Source organism: Hallella mizrahii (genome assembly GCF_009695775.1).
GTDB lineage: Bacteria > Bacteroidota > Bacteroidia > Bacteroidales > Bacteroidaceae > Prevotella > Prevotella mizrahii.
In genome coordinates this window covers 1-18,098 of sequence record NZ_VUNG01000058.1, presented here as the reverse complement: position 1 = coordinate 18,098, position 18,098 = coordinate 1, and the positions used below count along the sequence as shown (strand labels likewise).

12 protein-coding genes and 1 tRNA gene are annotated in these 18,098 nt (G+C 46.5%); 3 read left to right on the top strand and 10 right to left on the bottom strand.

Annotated features, from left to right (window positions below; genetic code table 11):
• Positions 1-165: 165 nt before the first annotated feature.
• A complete protein-coding gene (locus tag FYJ73_RS14545) occupies positions 166-1,656 on the bottom strand; it encodes an ATP-binding protein (protein ID WP_206081799.1) in 1,491 nt (496 codons plus the stop codon).
• 48 nt (positions 1,657-1,704) lie between these two features.
• Entirely contained in the window at positions 1,705-3,156 is a 1,452-nt protein-coding gene (locus FYJ73_RS14540; protein ID WP_154535466.1) for a tyrosine-type recombinase/integrase, read from the bottom strand.
• 1,452 nt (positions 3,157-4,608) lie between these two features.
• Here FYJ73_RS14540 and FYJ73_RS14535 point away from each other — a divergent pair.
• Together FYJ73_RS14535 and FYJ73_RS14530 are read left to right on the top strand one after the other, a co-directional pair.
• Positions 4,609-4,690, top strand: a tRNA-Leu gene (locus FYJ73_RS14535).
• Between the two features lie 237 nt (positions 4,691-4,927).
• Positions 4,928-6,031, top strand: coding sequence for a PDDEXK nuclease domain-containing protein (locus FYJ73_RS14530; protein WP_154535465.1), 1,104 nt, complete (start codon positions 4,928-4,930; stop codon positions 6,029-6,031).
• A 305-nt stretch (positions 6,032-6,336) separates the two neighbouring features.
• Here FYJ73_RS14530 and FYJ73_RS14525 read toward each other — a convergent pair whose 3' ends face one another.
• The 7 genes from FYJ73_RS14525 to FYJ73_RS14495 all read right to left on the bottom strand — a co-directional run bounded on the left by FYJ73_RS14525 (position 6,337) and on the right by FYJ73_RS14495 (position 16,189).
• Positions 6,337-7,599 carry a hypothetical protein gene (locus FYJ73_RS14525; RefSeq protein WP_154535464.1) on the bottom strand — a complete coding sequence of 421 codons (1,263 nt, stop codon included), beginning with the start codon at positions 7,597-7,599 and terminating at the stop codon, positions 6,337-6,339.
• Positions 7,600-8,246: 647 nt separating this feature from the next.
• The gene (locus tag FYJ73_RS14520; protein ID WP_154535463.1) at positions 8,247-9,773 is read right to left on the bottom strand and encodes a plasmid recombination protein; all 1,527 of its coding nucleotides are present in this window, start codon (positions 9,771-9,773) and stop codon (positions 8,247-8,249) included.
• 177 nt (positions 9,774-9,950) lie between these two features.
• The gene (locus FYJ73_RS14515; protein WP_154535462.1) at positions 9,951-10,688 is read right to left on the bottom strand and encodes a DUF6371 domain-containing protein; all 738 of its coding nucleotides are present in this window, start codon (positions 10,686-10,688) and stop codon (positions 9,951-9,953) included.
• Positions 10,675-11,823 (bottom strand): AAA family ATPase, encoded by a 1,149-nt coding sequence (locus FYJ73_RS14510; protein WP_154535461.1) that lies wholly within the window; start codon positions 11,821-11,823, stop codon positions 10,675-10,677. The genes FYJ73_RS14515 and FYJ73_RS14510 overlap by 14 nt, the downstream gene beginning before the upstream one ends.
• Positions 11,824-11,826: 3 nt before the next feature.
• Positions 11,827-12,222 carry a helix-turn-helix domain-containing protein gene (locus FYJ73_RS14505; RefSeq protein WP_154535460.1) on the bottom strand — a complete coding sequence of 132 codons (396 nt, stop codon included), beginning with the start codon at positions 12,220-12,222 and terminating at the stop codon, positions 11,827-11,829.
• Between the two features lie 794 nt (positions 12,223-13,016).
• Positions 13,017-14,456 (bottom strand): RNA-binding domain-containing protein, encoded by a 1,440-nt coding sequence (locus FYJ73_RS14500; RefSeq protein WP_154535459.1) that lies wholly within the window; start codon positions 14,454-14,456, stop codon positions 13,017-13,019.
• 107 nt (positions 14,457-14,563) lie between these two features.
• Positions 14,564-16,189 carry a phage integrase SAM-like domain-containing protein gene (locus FYJ73_RS14495; RefSeq protein WP_154535458.1) on the bottom strand — a complete coding sequence of 542 codons (1,626 nt, stop codon included), beginning with the start codon at positions 16,187-16,189 and terminating at the stop codon, positions 14,564-14,566.
• Positions 16,190-16,620: 431 nt separating this feature from the next.
• Here FYJ73_RS14495 and FYJ73_RS14490 point away from each other — a divergent pair, with 431 nt between their 5' ends.
• Positions 16,621-17,466, top strand: coding sequence for an aspartyl protease family protein (locus FYJ73_RS14490; protein WP_154535457.1), 846 nt, complete (start codon positions 16,621-16,623; stop codon positions 17,464-17,466).
• A gap of 20 nt (positions 17,467-17,486) precedes the next feature.
• Here the strand turns inward: FYJ73_RS14490 and FYJ73_RS14485 are convergent, their stop codons facing one another.
• Positions 17,487-17,909, bottom strand: a complete 423-nt coding sequence (locus tag FYJ73_RS14485) for a hypothetical protein (RefSeq protein WP_154535456.1) — start codon at positions 17,907-17,909, stop codon at positions 17,487-17,489.
• Between the last annotated feature and the right edge of the window lie 189 nt (positions 17,910-18,098).

Genomic DNA, 18,098 nt, shown 5'->3' with positions numbered 1-18,098 from the left:
CGCTCAGATGCTGCCCGGACAACTCGCTATTGATTAACAAGTCTTAAATCTTACTCAGCCTAGCATAAAACGGGGTACTCGAAAGTACTCTGTTTAAAGCTGATAAGCAACAATTGGACATTTACTCTGAAGGTGGCCAGTGGCCACCTTCAGACGGTAATTACTTTAATCTTCCCGAGACTTCTTCCACTCCAACGCCTGCTTGGTTAGCCGGTACATCTGCCTTGGATGATTAGGCTCATTGGGGTATTTGCGTTCTATGGCGTGATCTAATAGTGCTGGCGTCACGTAGTTCTCACGGAACCTTTTTCTACTTTTCAGACCACATGCTGCTATCATTGACTTTATAGACATAAACTGGTCTGACATATGAATGATAAGCTCTTGAACTTGAGTCGTACTTGGGTCGTACTTAGGTCGTACTTGAGTCGTACTTGGATCCTTTTTGCCCTTAACTTGGGTCGTAGTTGAGTCGTAGTCGGGTCGTTGAAACGTCACAGTGACCATACCCTTGTCTACCGACCACACCGGACTTGGTAGTCCCTGAGTCTGGCAGGCATCAACTATCCGATGTATGCCGGAACCCCAACTCTCAAGGAAGGTGGTTTTGAACAGTACGTTGGCAATGATGGGATTATAGGGGAAAGAGCCATGAGGGTCTTTGATGTTCTCTGGCGTCATCCCGTGGGGAAGTGCTCCTGGATTAAGAACCTCTATTCGGTCATCATAAATGGCAATACCGACAAAGGCATTGTATTCTTCCCAATGACGGTGACAAAGCGCATTGATCAGAGCTTCACGTAATGCTGCCACAGGGACTTCCAAATGCTCCTCTCGTCGAATGCCTGCTATCTTCCCACTCAACGACAGATGCTTGAAACAAAACGCCATGCCAGCGTCCAACAAGTCAAAGAAATTGCCGTAAGCACGTTGGTTGTCTATGAATTCGTTCTTGTCAGTTCCTCTGAACCTTGCCATCTGAATGGTGAACTGCGGATAATAACCTTTCTCGTTCTTCGTAAAAAGCATTGCCGCTGCATTATTGGGCTGACCGTCAGAAGAGAGTAGCTGAAGTTTGTCAAGGACACTCTTCAAAGGTTCTGTCAAAACTGAATTTGGCACACGTCCGCCTTCTGCACCTAACCGAAGCGCGCCGCGGATGCGGTCTTCATTAAGATCACTCATGCCTATCCCATCAGCCTTCCGCCGCTCCCACGCATAGAAGTCTGGATGATGGGCACGTAACCGTTCCTCAAACAACTCACGAGGCATTTGCTTTGTCGTACTTTCCACTCTGTAGTACGGTTTGCCGGCATAAGTATAGGGCTCATGACCCCAGACGAAGGCATCGAAATAGATGGCTATCAATTTCTTCCCATCGCTGTCGGGCACATCGTAGTAGTTGACCTTCACCTCGACAGCTGGTTCAAGGCCACTTAGCGCCTGTGAAATCTCACGCTGTGTGTTGTCGTTGACGTCCTGACCAAGAATTCTGCGTGATGTGGGAGTTACACCAAAAATCAGCCAACCGCCATCAGTGTTAAGAAAAGCACATGCCGTATGCATTGCATCTTTCAACTCTCCGGTGCTTTTCTTGAGTTCCAATGTGACGGACTCGTCCTGGTCTATCAATTTTTGTATATCGTCGATGGTCATAATATTCATTTTTAGAGTACAAAAATACGAAGATTCTTTCAAAGAAATCTATTTGTTGCTCATCATTTTTATAAGTAGCGCCTGCATCTGCTCCTTTGTCATATTGGGTATGTCGTCTATCGTCGGCTCATCCTCCAGACGAAGCAGACGACTGTTATACTCAAATTGCTTGTTCAGGGGATAGGAGGACAGATAAAGCTGGGTGACTGTCTTTTGTGTAGAATGTCCCATACTCTCAGAAATATACTGCATGTCAACACCAGCATTGCGCAGGTTAGTGGCAAAAGAATGGCGTGCCCATGTGCCAGAGATTCGCTCTTCCCATCCAAAGATGTCCTTACAGATCATATGCAGCCGTTTGCGAACATTCTGGTTTTCCTGTTGAATGCGTCGATGCTTCTCCTCTGTGGTCTCAGCTCCTTTAAGGATCTCAGGAAAGACCAGCGCCCCTTTCTCAGGCTTGGCACCAATGTCATTAATGATATTCTGCAATGGCTCAATGATAGGGATGATTACCTCTGCTCCATCCTCACTGCGTTCTGTAGTCTTCTTGCGTTTGAAACGGAATGCCTTGCCACCGGTGGAATAGTAATAATCATCATAGGTGAGAAAAGCCTCATCGGCAAGGTTGAAGCCGTTGCAAAGATACTGAGCCAGAAACAGTCCAAGGGAGAAGTGGACGTTCGGTGTAACATCACACGGCCATTGCTCTGGATAGTCCTTCTCCATAAACAAATCATAGAGTTGAGTCATCTTGTCAACGTTGAGGAACTCACCCTTGCGTGTTGCCCCTCGTGGAATGGAAATGGTGTCTCTACCGCGCTTGTTCGAGAACGGATACTCTACGTTTAGCATATAGCCACGTCTGATACATTCATTCCAAATCACCCTACACACACGGAGATAGATACCACGTGTGGTATCTGAGATCTTGCCAATCCGCTTTCTGCCACGTTTCACTCCATTCAACATGCCTTCATTCCATTCCGAGAGCAGTTCCTTGTCTATTTTGAAGCCTTTGATATTGTCCTCTCCAAGAATCTTCTTGAACGAGTTCAAACCACACTGATAACTCTCGGCGGTGCCATATCTATCCTCCTTCTTCAGATTATCAATAACCTCCTGCCACGCCGTTAGAAAGTTGACATTCGAAACAAGGCCATTGCCTGTAATCGCATTCCTAATGAGTTCCAGCGATAGCTCGTGTCCAACATTCAGCCGGGCCAACATATCGCTATATTCGCCGAGTATGGAAATCCACTGTCGCTTAATCTCGAATTTAGGCGACCGACTGGTCTGCACATTACATATCTCAGAGAAATCCTTCTCCGAGTAACTGCCGCCCACATGATGGTACCATCGTTTACGGCTGATGGTAAAGCGAACTGACAAAGGATATACCTTCACGTCTTTTCGTGAAGTGCGTTTGTCGAGGGTAATTGATACGGTACAGTTCCGTTCAATATAGTTACCGTAAGAGGTCTTTAAGTTGGAAGTCATAGTAATCGGGCATTTAATTGTGAGGACATGGCTTCATAAGGAATAACGGACTAAAAAGTGACGAACATCAAGCGAACACGCACCCCTATACGAACACGCATATCACGAAATATCGTTTCATGCCACAAATATACTAACTTTCTGATAAACAACCAAATAAACAAGAAATTAAATTTCACAGAAAATCACCAGAAGCTATTCACCGTTATTTATCATAGAAGCCGTCAGTTCGCCGTCGCTGCTCCGGCTTTTATTTCCACTGATGACGGAGTGGACAAGTAGTCCAAAGCAGGGTTAATCCCCATAGATATGTCCTCCTGCCGCACAACTCGGTCTTCATATTGGCCTTCCGTTCCTCCAGGCCAACACGAAGGCCTCTTTAGATTCTCGGAACATCTAACTGGACACCCTATCAATTTGTTGATGTTACGGCTAAGAGTGCATATAGTACCATACTGCAAGTCGATGATTTTCTGCATCGACTCCAGCTTCTCATACATGCTTTTCAGCGCATCTGCCATGTCTATAACTGTCTGTTTCACAGATACAAAGGTACGAAAAATATTTGAAACATACAAACAAAAAACAGAACTTTTTCATACTTACTTTGCTGATTAATAGACGTTTAAGCGCATCTTCCGAACGTAGAATTTCTCCCAAGGTGGGATTGAAATGCATTCGCTTCTATATAACTAACCCTGTTATATCAACAACTTGTTATCACCAAAGTGCGATATGGCAGCTGAATAGTTACATTGGCTACATGTCAATGGTCGCAGCCGCATGGAGCTGGAGATACATACAGAGTAGCAATTCACATATTTCAATTTTAAAGAAAATGATTATCTTTGCAAGCGACATATCTGCAGATGTCAGCGCAGCGTGCAGAATGGTGTAAGATGCAGGAATTTAGGCGCAGCGGATATTTTCCGTGGGATGGCGTGGTTGGAGGAATCCAAAATGCTTGTATGTGATATCGCCAACGTTTCACTATAAATCACTCAAAAAAGTATAGTGTCACCCATTCACTGAAAACAGTAGTGTCACCCTTCCTTCCCATAAGGCAAGGAAAATAGTCTCGGACAGGCTTTAGCTACCAATGGAGCTATGGAAAAGAGCCCGTCCATGATTTTCCTACTATCTTCAGGTGGTAAACATCTATGTCTGTTCTCATCCCTCTTGAGGGAACAAACCTAGGATTTCATCCTTCGTTTTCTCGCCAAGACAGAGATCTAACTGCTTGTCTCTGCTCATTTGGCTTAACGCAAACGTTCAATCTATGTATCATCTCACCACCATCCACCGAAAATATCCGCTGTGCCTTTTTCTTTGCGTTTCCTCTCCAATACCACGTATTTCCTTTAAACTTTTAACCTAAAAAATTTGGCGTTTTCCCAAAAACGTTGTACCTTTGCACTCGATATTTACATCATTGTGTATTTTGACACACATGCCCAGATGGCGGAATAGGTAGACGCGCTGGTCTCAAACACCAGTGCCGCAAGGCATCTCGGTTCGAGCCCGAGTCTGGGTACTTTTGCTACATCACAAAAATCGCTAAAGCCTTATAAACAAAGGCTTTAGCGATTTTTCTTTTCCCGATTTGCTCCATATTTGCTCCATTTCAATTAGATAAGAGCAGATTTATTACCGTTCGGCACTGGTCGATTCCGTTCATTTCCATTCGTTTTAGTTTGAGTTTGTAATTTCCAGATTGTTTCGTTGCAAAGTTGGGAGGAAGTTGCTATCTTTGTACGCAAAACGGATTAATATGGAAATCGCTCATATCTCACAAGAATATATACAAGCTGTAAAGGACATCAAGAGTGCCATACTCAAGAGTCGCTATGCAGCCGCCAAGCAGGCCAACAAAGAGCTGTTGAAACTCTACTACTCAGTTGGCGGCTATGTCTCAGCGCACAGCCGTGACGGATATTGGGGCAGCAACGCCATTGAGACCATCGCTAAAGGACTGCAACAGGAATTGCCGGGGCTGAGAGGCTTCTCTGCACGCAACATTAAAAACATGCGCATGTTTTACGAGCAGTGGAGCCCGTACATAAATCGTCAGATGCTGCCTGACGATTTAATGATCAACTATACTCCAATGGATTATGAAATTCGGCAGCTGACAACTGCCGAATTTCCCATAGACAATTTCATGGCAGTCGGCTTTACCAATCATGTTGAGATACTTTCAAAGATCAAAGACTTTGACGAGCGGCTTTTCTACATCAGACAATGTGCTCATGGGAGTTGGACTAAAGACACCCTCAAATATCACATAGCAGAAGATCTTTACCACAAGCAAGGCTCCATCCGGCAGACCAACTTCAACCATACTATCAGCGACGATGATTTTAAGCGGAAGGCTTTACAGTCTTTCAAGGATGAATACCTGCTCGACTTCATCAACATTGAGGACCCTGAGGATGTTGACGAGCGGGTTATTGAGCAGAGTATCATTCAGAATATCAAGAACTTCATCATGGCATTCGGCAAGGATTTCGCTTTCATAGGCAACCAGTACCATCTTGAAGTTGAAGGCCATGACTATTACATAGACTTGCTTTTCTTCTCCCGCAAACTGCGGAGTCTTGTGGCCTTTGAATTGAAGCGCGGCGAGTTCAAGCCCGAATACACTGGCAAGTTGAACTTCTACCTCTCTGCTCTTGACGAGTATATCAAACACCCCAACGAAAATCCGTCTATCGGCATCATCCTCTGCAAATCCAAGAGCGACAAGATCGTGGAGCTTTCTTTCCGCGACACCTCCAAGCCGATGGGCGTGGCCACCTATCGCACATCGAGCGAGCTGCCCAAAGAGCTGCGTGATGCACTGCCTGACATGGAGGATTTGAAAAAATTATTATAGTGATTAAGCGGACAACGAAAGATATTTGCTATTCTCTCACCACAACCTTGCGATGGTCGGTGGTGCCGACAAGCTGTGCAGTTATTTGGCTGACGGCAAACAGACCGTTCGTGCTGAAGTCGTTGCAAGCAAACATTCTCTTCCCCTCTCAGGTTATGGTCTTCTGAACAAGATCTACAGCAATCTCTTCTATGGAGCTGATTACGAAGCTACTGACTCTATAGTTTCGTCACATTTGGAACATTGCAAAAGGTAAATATGATAGTCTAATTATCATCCTGCCCTATCTCTTCATCTGTCATTTTTCATTTGTATTCAGCAGAAGCGTAGAAGTCGTATTTTACACGAAGTGGATCAAGTTCGGAATTTTTTCCAGGATTCCATTTTGGCATGGATTTGAGTACTTTGAGAGCCAAAGGAATCAATCGCTGTGTATCGCTGTAAGCCTTAACATCAGAAATTATTCCATCTTTCTCAATAGTAAGTATTATATGTACGTCTTCATTATATGTCATATCCGAATCTGTCAGATAAACCACATCATTCCATATTTTATAAAAGGCCTCTTCTCCTCCTGGATATGACGGTTTTTCTTCTACATAACTATCGTTATAATCATAGATTGTATTATCATTGGATATAGCCTGATGATGGTATACATATCCTTTTAGAGCATCACAATCAATATTCAGCTTGTCAAAGGGTACGGTGAATTTTTCCATTTTATTAGAATCCACCCTCGCTTCCGTGTTTAAGTCAATGATGCCATCGGCTTTAACTAAATACAATTTATCATGGCCAATACGAGAGATAACTAACACTGTCGGCACAAAAATATTGCCAACAAAGACTCCGTCTTTGATTTTATCAATAAAAATATCATTAGCTTCAAAGGTCTCTTTAAAATCTTGAGCTTCACTGATAGGAATATGGAGTTTTACCACAGCAGTATATGCTCCGTGAGATGTACAATACATAGTAAATTGCTCATTCTCTGAATCATAAGTATCAAGTTGCTTTTCAAGTTTAATCTTTTCATCTTCAGAGTTGTCCTTTGATCCGTGCAATAATACGTCTGTAATATCATTAAAAGCATCTTCGCAGATTTCACCAAACTTTGTCTTGGTTGAACCACGCAGACGCTCTTCAAAATCCGCTTGCTTTTCAAACTCACCCTTTTGCATCCATAATGCAAATTTGTCTTTGACGGTTTTATACACCATACCTTTGTCTGTTTCGTAGAACTCACGAAGACGGTCTGCAGAGTTTTTCAACTTCTCTGCAGCCCTAAGTTCCGCGTTAGCTGCGTTAACGAGGCGCTTTGCCGCTGCCGCACCATGTTTGTAAGCGTACTCCATGTAGGCCAAGTTAAAACCAGCCTTAGCCACATCTGAGCTATTGTATCCGAGAAGTGCAAATCGTCTATCACCTGATCCTTGAGCTAATATCTTGTAGTACTTCAAGATAATTTGATTTGATCTTCTTTGGTAAGGAGTTAATGAACTCTGAGCGAAAGTTGCCAATGGCAACAATAACGCAATAATTAGGTACAAAATCTTCTTTTTCATATTCAGGACTTTATGATTAATGTTGAACCTATCTGAAAATTGAAGTTTTCCTAAAGAGTATCGACCTCTTAAAGAAAATTTTAAGAGAAACATTATGATAGTTTTAAACGACATATCATGCAAATGTCGTGATTACTTTGCCTGACTTCCAATTGTCAAACGTCATTTCCCTTTTTGTGATTTTATCATACTGCGGGAGTTCTTGAGATTAATCCATTGGCATTACCTTCCAAGCCTCGATCCAAAGGCTACTTTACATTCGCCATGAAGAAAGCGTGGACCTCTACGCATTATTTCTTCAACAGAGGTCCTGGTAAAACCTATTGCACGAGATATAATGATAACAGCCCACGCATTGCGTGAGAACCACTATGCTAATCTCTTGTGCAATTATGAAACTTACCAGGTTTACCGTTGACAAGAAAAGCATAACGCTTCTTCTTTTTCCACAATGTCTTGAGCTTTCAGCCGATGACGGCTTACAACTCAATTGCAAAGTAAAACAAAAAAATCAGATACACAACACTTTGATGATCTTTTTTCAAATAAAATCATTGTGCCCGCCAACACCATACGAATCAGACTCACACTCACACAATCCATTCTGTTAGTATGTGAGAATGTGATTGTGTGAGTTGTCACATATGTTATAGCTTATACTGGTTGACGTTATAGCCTTGGTCGACAAGCTCGCGGAGGAGCTCTTCGCGGCTGCGGTGACGGACATTCGGATTCTCACCACAGGTGGAGCCTGCCGGGATGTTCTGCGAACAAGGGATGCGGAGAATGCTGGGCAGGCGGAAAAACATGGTGTTCTCGATATTCTTCACCTCTGCCGTCAGACGGGCACCTTTCAACCGAGAAAGCCGACGGGTGAGAGCAACTTCTATCTCTCGTGAGAAATATTTGGCGATGAGCTCCTCCTTAGAAATCTCGTCTGCACGCCAGGCACGAACGTCCTCAGGCTCAGCACGCTTCGATATGCGACCGTACCCCTCGATGCCAATAAACAGACTGGGAGGAGCTTGGTATGCCTCCATGATGTTGAACTTGCTCATATCAACGGCAGAGGGAATGCCATACATTCGAGGCTGCTTGGCACGTTCCTGCGCACTTTTCTCACGCTTCATCTGTCTCAACTCGGAAGACACATTATTTATATAGAGGAATTGACGATAGTTCTCCTCCTGTTCCTTAGCAAGCTGCTCCTTGCATTCCGCAAGCTCCTGCAAAGCTTTGTCGCGTTCGGCGGTGCGCCGTGCAAGATCGGTCTTCAGTTTCTCCACCTTCCCCTGCCAAAGCGCAAGCGTATCCTCAGCCTCTTTGACCTTGCCTTGCAGTTTCTCTTTCTCCAAGAGCAGGTCGGACTTGCCAAAGATGTCGGTGACCTTGTTGAGTCCCATGAGCATGGCCTGCTTGCCTTTCTTCGTAATCTTGAGCTTCCTGACTTCCGACTGGAGCTCAGCAACTGTCTTGCGGATGAGGTCCGCTTTCTGTAGCAACTCCTCATTCTCAGAGCGTAGCTGGTCGTTGCTCTCCTGACACTGCGCTATCTCCGCCTGCAGGTTCTCGTTCTGCTGTTGCAAGGCAAGACTGCGCTCCGCCTCTTTCTTGTTCTTGTATTGTACGGCATTGAGATGTTTGACATCGGAACTGACGCCACGCTCCATGCCGAGGATTTCAGCAGTCATAGTCTGCAACTGCGACATGTGGAGCTGGTTCAGCGCAAGGCTCTTGCCGTTGGGCTTTGTCCAGTCGAGACACATATGGGCATGAAGATTCGGCTTCCATTCTTCGCCTTTCTGTGACGGATGAGCAGTGCTGTGTCCCTCATCACGATGGATATGGATCTGCATGGTTTTGATGCCGAACTGCCGTTCCATGGCTGTGGCGAGTTGTCGCAGCTGCTCCATGGTGGTGGAGTCTCCAATGACGACGACAGCCTCACGAAGCGGTTGGGCGGTCTTCTGCATCTTCTGTCCGACGGCGGTCTTGTAACGATGTGCTATGTCTTCGCGGACTTCATTCATACTCTTTCCCTCGTAGCGTGGATCAAACCACGACTCGTTCAAATGGGAAAGGTCCTTGCGGATGTAACTCAGTTCCTTGTGGCGCAGGTTGTGACGCTCACTGCCTGCTTTCATAGGTTGGATGTTGATACTTGTTTTTTTCATAGTATAGAAATGGTTGAAATGGTTAGGATAGTCATACTTCTTAAAATGGGGTCGAGGGGCAACGCCCCCGAAAGGGTCAAGGGAAATGTGTTCCCTTGCACACATGTCCCTTTAGGGTCATAGTGTGCTATAACCCTGCTGGGGCAGGGTAGCTCTGCGAGGCTTTCCCAGAAGATGCTAAGGAGGCCTTGTCTTGTCAGTGTCCACACCTTTCTCAGAGGCTCTTGCCTTCAAGAAGTCAATGAGCCAGTCACCAATGTCGATCTTCTTCTCACGCTCATCATCAGTGGCAATCCTTTGGAGAAGGTCGGAAACAATGACGCGCTTGGGCAAGAAAAGAAGTCTTGCACGCTCCTTCCACTCATCATAGGCATCCACGTCGGGGAGTAGAATGACGGTGCGGTTGACAAGCGCACTTGTCTTATGCGGGGTCAGATTACATTTCCCTCCCGTTGCCAGCCACGTATATCGGGGATAGACCAGCGAGCCGAGCAGAGCACTCTTTTCCGACTCCACTATGGCCACCACATTATCTATAGGGTCGCTGTGGAGGATGTGCTCCCCGAAGAGGCACTGGCTCAGGACAAAGTCTCCGGTCAGCTTTCCCGTCTGAATGAGTTTGGAGTGTACCCAGTTGACAGCATGGGCGGTCTTCACCCTATGCCCCGTTGTGGCATCATATTGCATGATCTTACCCGAACGGGCATTGCCGTTGAAGTCCAGTTGCCAGTAGATGATGCTGCCGTCTTTAGCGGAGCCGATGAGGTAGCGGCACTGCAGCCGTATCAGGTCATCCTCGCTGACATGGCACTCGGTGCGCAAGAAGCGGAAGAAGTTGTTCTCTCGGCTGAATGAGTTGACGACGTAGTCGAAAGGAACAAACATCGGCTCTATACTGTCATTATGCTGTGCCATCATCATTCGTCTTACAGGTTATGGCATTTCCACCGGCTGTCCCATTGGACAGATGGGACGGTTGGGACACTTGGGACAGTCCGTCCTGTCCCGTCTGTCCCACTTGTCCCGTCTGTCCGTCTGGGACACCACTGACCTCACGCAGCATACGATCCACGGTGGACTTGGAGACACCCATGCGGCTGGCAATATCGCGAAGCGAGAGTCCCGATGCCGAGAGCAGTCGTGCCTCCTGTACCTGCTCTTCACGGTTGACCATCCGGAGGTGGTCGTGCTCTGGTGCCGTTCCCATGTTGATGAACTGCACCATAGTGCCGACTTTCTCAATATGGCAGACCATCACGTTGTCGCCACCGTACCGCATCTCGCAGTTGCGCACCTTAACTTGCTTGACGTAACGCATATTGCCGCCCTGCGCACTGAGTCCGATGGCAAAGCAACTGTCGATAAAGTTGAACAGTTTCTTGCTGCCCGCGAGGTCGTTCTGGGTGATTGGCATGCTCATGTTGCGTTTGGGCGTATGAGCGATGATAAGGATAGAGAAGCCGTATTTGTTTTTCAATGTCCGCAGCCGCTGTACCAGTGCCGCGGAGTCCTCGCCTTTCTCCATCTGCATGCAGAGAATAGAGATGTTGTCGATGATGAGTATTCTCGCTTTTGTCTCCACCGCGGCATTCTCGATGTTCCTCATCAACGCGTCTTCGAAAGGTTCGTCTATAGACGCAATGAGATTCATGTCGGGCTGCACGCGGTAGAGTGTGGACGGGAAGTGATGGAGGTTGCCCTGTTCATCGGTGAAACGGAGCTGGAACTGCTTCTCCGACAACTCGAAGTCGAAATAGAGTACCGTCTCACCCGTCTTGGCGATGTCTTCGGCAATCTGTATGGCAAGGATGCTCTTGCCGACATTGCTGTCTGCAAAGAGACAGCCTATCTCATGCTCAAACCAAAACTCACCGTAGAGCTGCTTGGGATTCGCCGTCATGCTTGCCTCCGTCAGCGTGCGGTTGGCACTCTTGATGGAGAGCATGCCTACGGATGTGGGAACGCCTGCACTGGTCTGCTCGGCACTTTGCAATTCAGCACCTATCAGACTGGCTTTCTGCCAGGATGTGGGATTGCTCATATCATTCATATCCTATCCCTCCATGATTCGTTTCACATCGCTGAGCCGATAGTTGACACGGCTGCCTATCTTCACCGGTACAAGATAGTTACGCTTGGCCCACGTCCAAAGAGTTGTGTCACAAACCTTGAGCATGCGCTTCACCTCGCCCTTGGAGACGAGTTTTTCGCTGTCTTGCTTTTCCTTCGTGTTGGCAGACGGTGCCTGCTGACCTGGGGCAGAGGATATCATCGCCAGTACTGCCGTGCCGAGACGGCAAAGGGTCTCCACACCCTTGGCGGAGATGATGAACTGGACGTTGCCGTTGTGTTTCTCAATAGTATCGACAAGGCCGTGGGCCAGTAGTAAGGCTTCGTAGTCACGCTCGCCGGCATGACTTGTGTTTTTGAAATTGGCAGGTGTATTCATAAAGAAATATATGGTATTGATAGTTAGGATTATCCTGCTGCATGGACTTATGTGCCATGCAATAGGTGGTAAGTAGTAGTCTGACATTTGTGGGCACTCCCATTGTGTTCGGTATGCCCATAGTTCTAATTTCATGGTGGCGGTCTTGCCCGCACCCATGATAAGGTTGATGTGATGTAAACTCGATCTCTTGCCATATGCACATTTTTAAAATGAACGGAGCCTAATGACTCCAAAAGAAAATAATGTGCAAATGGTCGGGCTTGTCTTGACCCCTTACAGCCGCAAAGTTAGGATGTTTTTTCCGTTTCCTCGGAATAAATTTTCGGAGAAAGCGTCAAAATGAACAGATATTAACAAAATAGACACTAAATTAAAACTTGTTCACAAAGATTCGGAAACGAGTATACCTATAGCAAGCTCCCGGTTGCCGCAATGTCCACTGCTACATGTTGCCGCAACCATACCTTTCTTGGAAAGAGGGTGATTGGCAATGCCGCTGCTCCAACTTGGTGCCAGTTATCTTGGCGCCTTAACTTGGTCCCTAAATTCATTTATAGATAAGGGGCTAAGATGATTATAGGCTAATTTACTGATAATAAGAGTGTTGAAAGTTAATCGGTTCTTTTCAACTTGGTCCCTAACTTGGTGCCTAAAAAGAATTTAGGGACCAAGATAGGATAAGGCATAAATCGGGGATAATGTATTGAGTGATAATTAGTTAAGAAATAAAATCAAGATCTTAAACTTAGTGCCTAAATAAAATTAGGCACCAAGTTATTTCGGCACTAAGTTTAAACAGTTTTATATTTCTGTATACTACTTCTCGGATGTTCTGGGTTCGTCATTTCTATTTTGCCTTCATCAAGCAAAGGCTTAAGATACTTGTTTCTGAATTTGGTTCTGTCACTATATCCCATAAATCCAAGTATTTCGGGCATTGTTCTTGGTACAGAACAGTATTGCAACAACTTGTTGAATTCTGTTTGGCTCGGTATAAGTTTCTTACGCCCCTTATGTCCAGCCTTTACTTTCTTAACTTCATTGTTCGGCTTCACCACCACTTCAAACACTGTGATCTTGTCTACATTGAAGTCTATAGGCGGATTGCCGTTTTCCTTGAACAGCTCCTTCACGCGGCTCACGCCACGGTTGAACATATTCACATATCCAAGGTTCTTCAATGCCTCGGCTATGATGGGATTGCGGTAGTCGTTGACATGGGGGAAGTTCTCGGGGCGTGCCTTGCCATATAGTCCGCCTGCATTCATTATCTCCAAACGGTCGCTGAACTCGTAATAGCGTATCGGCATGTTGGAACTGTAGTCGCGGTGCATGACAGCATTCAGTAGCAGCTCCCTGATAGCTTCCCGCGGATAGTTGACGACTTGCTCCTCGCGAAAGGCAGTCACTGGCACCGGCCTCGTCGTTACGACACTGTTCTCCGTAAAGGTGTCGAGCTTGGGCAACAAGTCAAACAAGCAGCTTGTGAACATACGCTCATTGAGTATGTCGGAGGCCTTGTCGTTGCCGCCAAACTTCACGTACTGCACGTATGCACCGGGTATAAACTGTTTCGGACGGTGAGCAAAGAGTATCACAGCAGCGTTTGTCGGGCAAAGACTGTCCATATCGTACAAGCCTACCGATGCCATCTGTTCTTCCAGACTTCTGTTGTCAGCAGCCAACACGTCAGCGTCAACGGCTTTGGGGAGGTAGCCATTGCGTATCATGTCAACATTCAAATCCGACAGCTTGGCGCGCAGACACGGAGTGACATCGAATGTAGCCATGTTGGCCGTACGTCGCTCTGTCAGTATTCGTTCCTCGTCCTCGGAAGCGATGTCGCGTCGGGGCCCGATACGCACAAACACACGACCACGATAACGGACCGGTGTCATCGGCGACGGCTGCACCTCACAGACAAGCAGTTCACCTTCGGGAAACTCATAGCGGTCAACGCTCATGGTCGGTATCGGCAGTATGTTGCCATCCGAGCGAAGGGCAGCTATGTTCTTCAGCAAGGCATCCGTGACCTTGAAGCCGGGCTTTATTTCACCGTCGTCCTCAGCGCCTATTATCAGATAGCCGTTCTTGTGAGAGCCGGGCAGATCATTGGAGAACGCACAGATAGCCTCACTGAACTTGTCTTTATTACCAGTGGACACTGTACGCTCTATTCGGTATGTCTCAGTGCTCTTCAAGAGCTGTCGTAATTCTTCCTTCGTTATCATAATCGTCTGTTCTGCCTGTATGTATCTGTTGCAAAAATAATGGAAATACGCGAAACGGCAAAAGAAAGTGTGCCTTTTCATTGCCAGGTATGGCTAACTCTATCGTCTCATTCCGATTTTATTGCTTGGTCGTATGCTCTTTGCAGGTTCATCCACATACCAGCCGACACACCGAGTACCATTTCAAGTCCCTGCGCTATATTGTCCGTCATCGCCTTTTGCTCTGCGATAATGCTTTCAAGGGCCTCCGGTGTACTGCCAATGAGCATGGAGAGGTCCCTGGTGTTGTAACCATGGGATTCCAACTGTCGCTTGAGGATTGAACCGGGATGAACGGGGGTGAAAGCCTGCTTAGTCGTATTGGGCTCCACTGGCTTTTTGTCGGTTACCCTCTCCAATTTCTCCATCATCTCTTGCCTCACTTCTTCGTTGGGAGCCCAGTAGCGGTTGAAGGCATCGCTGTTAGGGTCGTGGCCGGAGAGCGTTGCCACCAAGCCCTTGTCCTTGGTCTCGAGATAGAGGTTACCTACAAAAGTGCGACGCGCCATGTGGCTCGATGCCACCTCGTAGAGTTTCTTCTGCTCCTGCCGGCGTGTTGTAGGGTTGAGAATCGTTACCATACGGTCAAGCCCCGCACGCTTAAATACCTCCTTGATGTCCTCGTTATAGTCCTGCTGTGTAGTAAATGGGAACAGACTTTTTCCCTCTCTGTTCTTGTATCTGTCAAGGATGGCATGACTGATGCTGTTCAGTGGTACGCGGATCGTCCGTGGATTGCCGTCAACCGTCTTGCCCGCGATATATTCTACTGCGTCGTTGATGATGTTGTCACGGGTCAGTGCATAAAGATCGCTCACGCGACAGCCTATGAGTGTCTGGAAAACGAAGATGTCGCGTTGCAGGGCGAGCCGGGCATCATCAGAGAAGTCGGTATCGAGCAGTTTGTCCCTTTCCTCAAGGGTGATAAACACGGGAGTGCCATAGACGGGCTCATCGAGGTGAAACTTATCGAAGGGACGGTTCTGTGTCAGTCCGTTGTCGTAGCACCAGCGAAAGAACGTGCGTATCTTGCAGAAGTAGTCGATGAGCGTGTTCTCGCCACGTGGCTTGGACGGTCGCTTCTCTGGTGCGGCCTCAAACAACTCAGGATAGTTGTCGCGATAGATATGCTCGTTCTTCACATACTTCCAGATGTCGTGAAGCATCGTCTGGTCAACGTCATCTATATATAAGGTGAACTTCCGCTTACGCGGATGGGTAAGGCGCACGAAGAGCTCATAACGCTGCAGCACGCGCATGACTACACGGTTGTTCCGTATGCGAATGTCCGACAGCGGATGCATCTCAAGGTAATAGTCGTATAGCGACAGCAGCGTTTTCTTTTCCTCTACGGTCTCCTGCTTGTACTTTAATGGATTGTAATACTTGTCAAGGATGAGCTTCGGCCAGTTCTTGTCGATATTGTCGCGGTCGTGCTGGTAAGCGTCCTCGAAGAAACGGCGGATGGCGGTTACTTCCGTGTCGACCATCTGCCGCATCTCCTCATCGCAGACCATGCGACTTTTGATTTGCTGGTTCTTGCTGTCCCAGAGATTGGGATTGACCAAGATCTTCGTGACAAGGAACTTGTCGATGGATGTGCCTTCCTTGAAGCGTAGCGACAGTGGCACCTTGGATTCCAAATCTGTTGGCTTGAACTTTACCGATGTGCGGATAAGAAATCTAATTGTCATAATCGTCGTTGTGATAAGGGGTTATGATTACGGTTGCAAAGATAGATAATTTGCTCCATATTTGCTCCATATCTCCCAAATATTTTCAAATAAGGCTGAACGACTCTGAAAGTTATGATATACGCAACATGTTGATAATCAAACGATAATAGATAATTCTGAACGTTTCTAAATACATTATCATTTGCTCCAATTCAGTATTCGCGCCCCCGAGTCTGGGTACCCTTTTACATTACAAATCCCTTGTAAATCAATGATTTACAAGGGATTTTTCTTTCTCAGGGTGTTAATAAGGCGTTAATGTTGGGCAAGAATCGGAAAGGAGGAGCTGTACAACAACTCTGAATTTCTTTAGGACATTGTTGCCCAGCTCGGCTTTTATATCTAACTTTGCACTTGCATACTTATCATATAAAGCAGAAGACAAGGCAATGAACCATAAACTACTTCTGATGCTCACCCTGGCATTGTTATCTCTAAATGCTTGGAGTCAATCAAAGATAACGATGAAGGGAGACTGGATGTATACTGATGTAGCTCTTTCTGACGGTGGCTCGGTCCACAACGTCCCGGGATTGATAGATACGGGCTGTTCGGTTTGTATCATCGATTCTACCTATGCCGTAGACTCATGCCACATCAAGGATTTAAAAGGAGACAAGATAATGGACAACACGGCCGGACAAAGCATCAAATCGTCGTATGTCTATTTGGACAGCATCTCCTTTGCGTCATCCACATACACTCATGTGTGGTGCTTCATTGTGGATTTGGCCGGGAAGCTGAAGCAGTTCGCCCCTAAGTTTATTATCGGTGGTGACATCTTAAAAAGGGATCCATGGTGTTTTGATTTGAAGACCTGCCAACTTCAACGTCTAAACAATTTACCCACCAACGTCGCGACATCCTTGGCTTGGAAGAACTATGCCGACGCTGGACTGAACATCATTCATTTTAAGGGGAAGATAGCAGGCAAGAAGACGCGCATACACTTTGATACCGGAGCCAGATTCAGTGCTGTGCTTCCTACGTCCGAACTGACACCTACAGCTTATATTGAGATACCCGGCGCCGATATAGCAGAGGCACTAACCACAAAAACGGTAGGGCAATGCAAAAACATCCCCGTAGAGATTTCCGATTATCGTTTCAAGGTTGACTTCATCAAGCCCACGGACGACGGCTCGGAGGAGCCCCGTCTTAATGCAAGCTTCCTCATGGGAAAGAAATGGGTGCTTGATTATGAGCATCGGCAGCTGCTCATATTGTCTCAATAATTCTGCTGGCAGCAGGTGGCTTAGCGTTTTGATACCGTCATTGTCGGCAGCTTGGCCTTGATGCTGTTGCTGATCGGAGGAATGGCGGACTGCTCGATGAACTGGTCCACATCTACTATACCAATCTTCTCGTCCTTGAACTTCTTCACATCCTGCTTGTCGGCGAAAGAAGCCTTAGTGATGTACACTTCTTCCCATTGGTCATATATCTTGCGGACGTCCTTAATGGTTACCGTCATCTGTCGGGACCACCGGCTGGAGACCATATCGGTATAGGTGATTCCATCAGGACGAAGCGCATAAACCTCGCTGAAGTGGGAACTTTTTAACTGCTGTTTATATTCGCCAAGAGACAAGGACTTCACAGTGTCTGGATAAAGATGGTCGAAACTGAACAGCACTTTTGCAGCGAGCGTGTCTGTTCGCCAGGATGCCGGATTCATCGCTTCCTTGTTTTTGCCAACACCATAGAAGTCAGGAACGGGAAAAGGAGGTGCGTATGATAAAATAAAGAAACCTCCATTTGAGACACTATACAATTTGGCCCTTGCTTTGCCGTTTCTGGCTTAACAATGGCTTTCTTTCGTAGAAAGCCCGTTTAAGTTTCCCCTTGTTTTAGTCTCTGTATAATT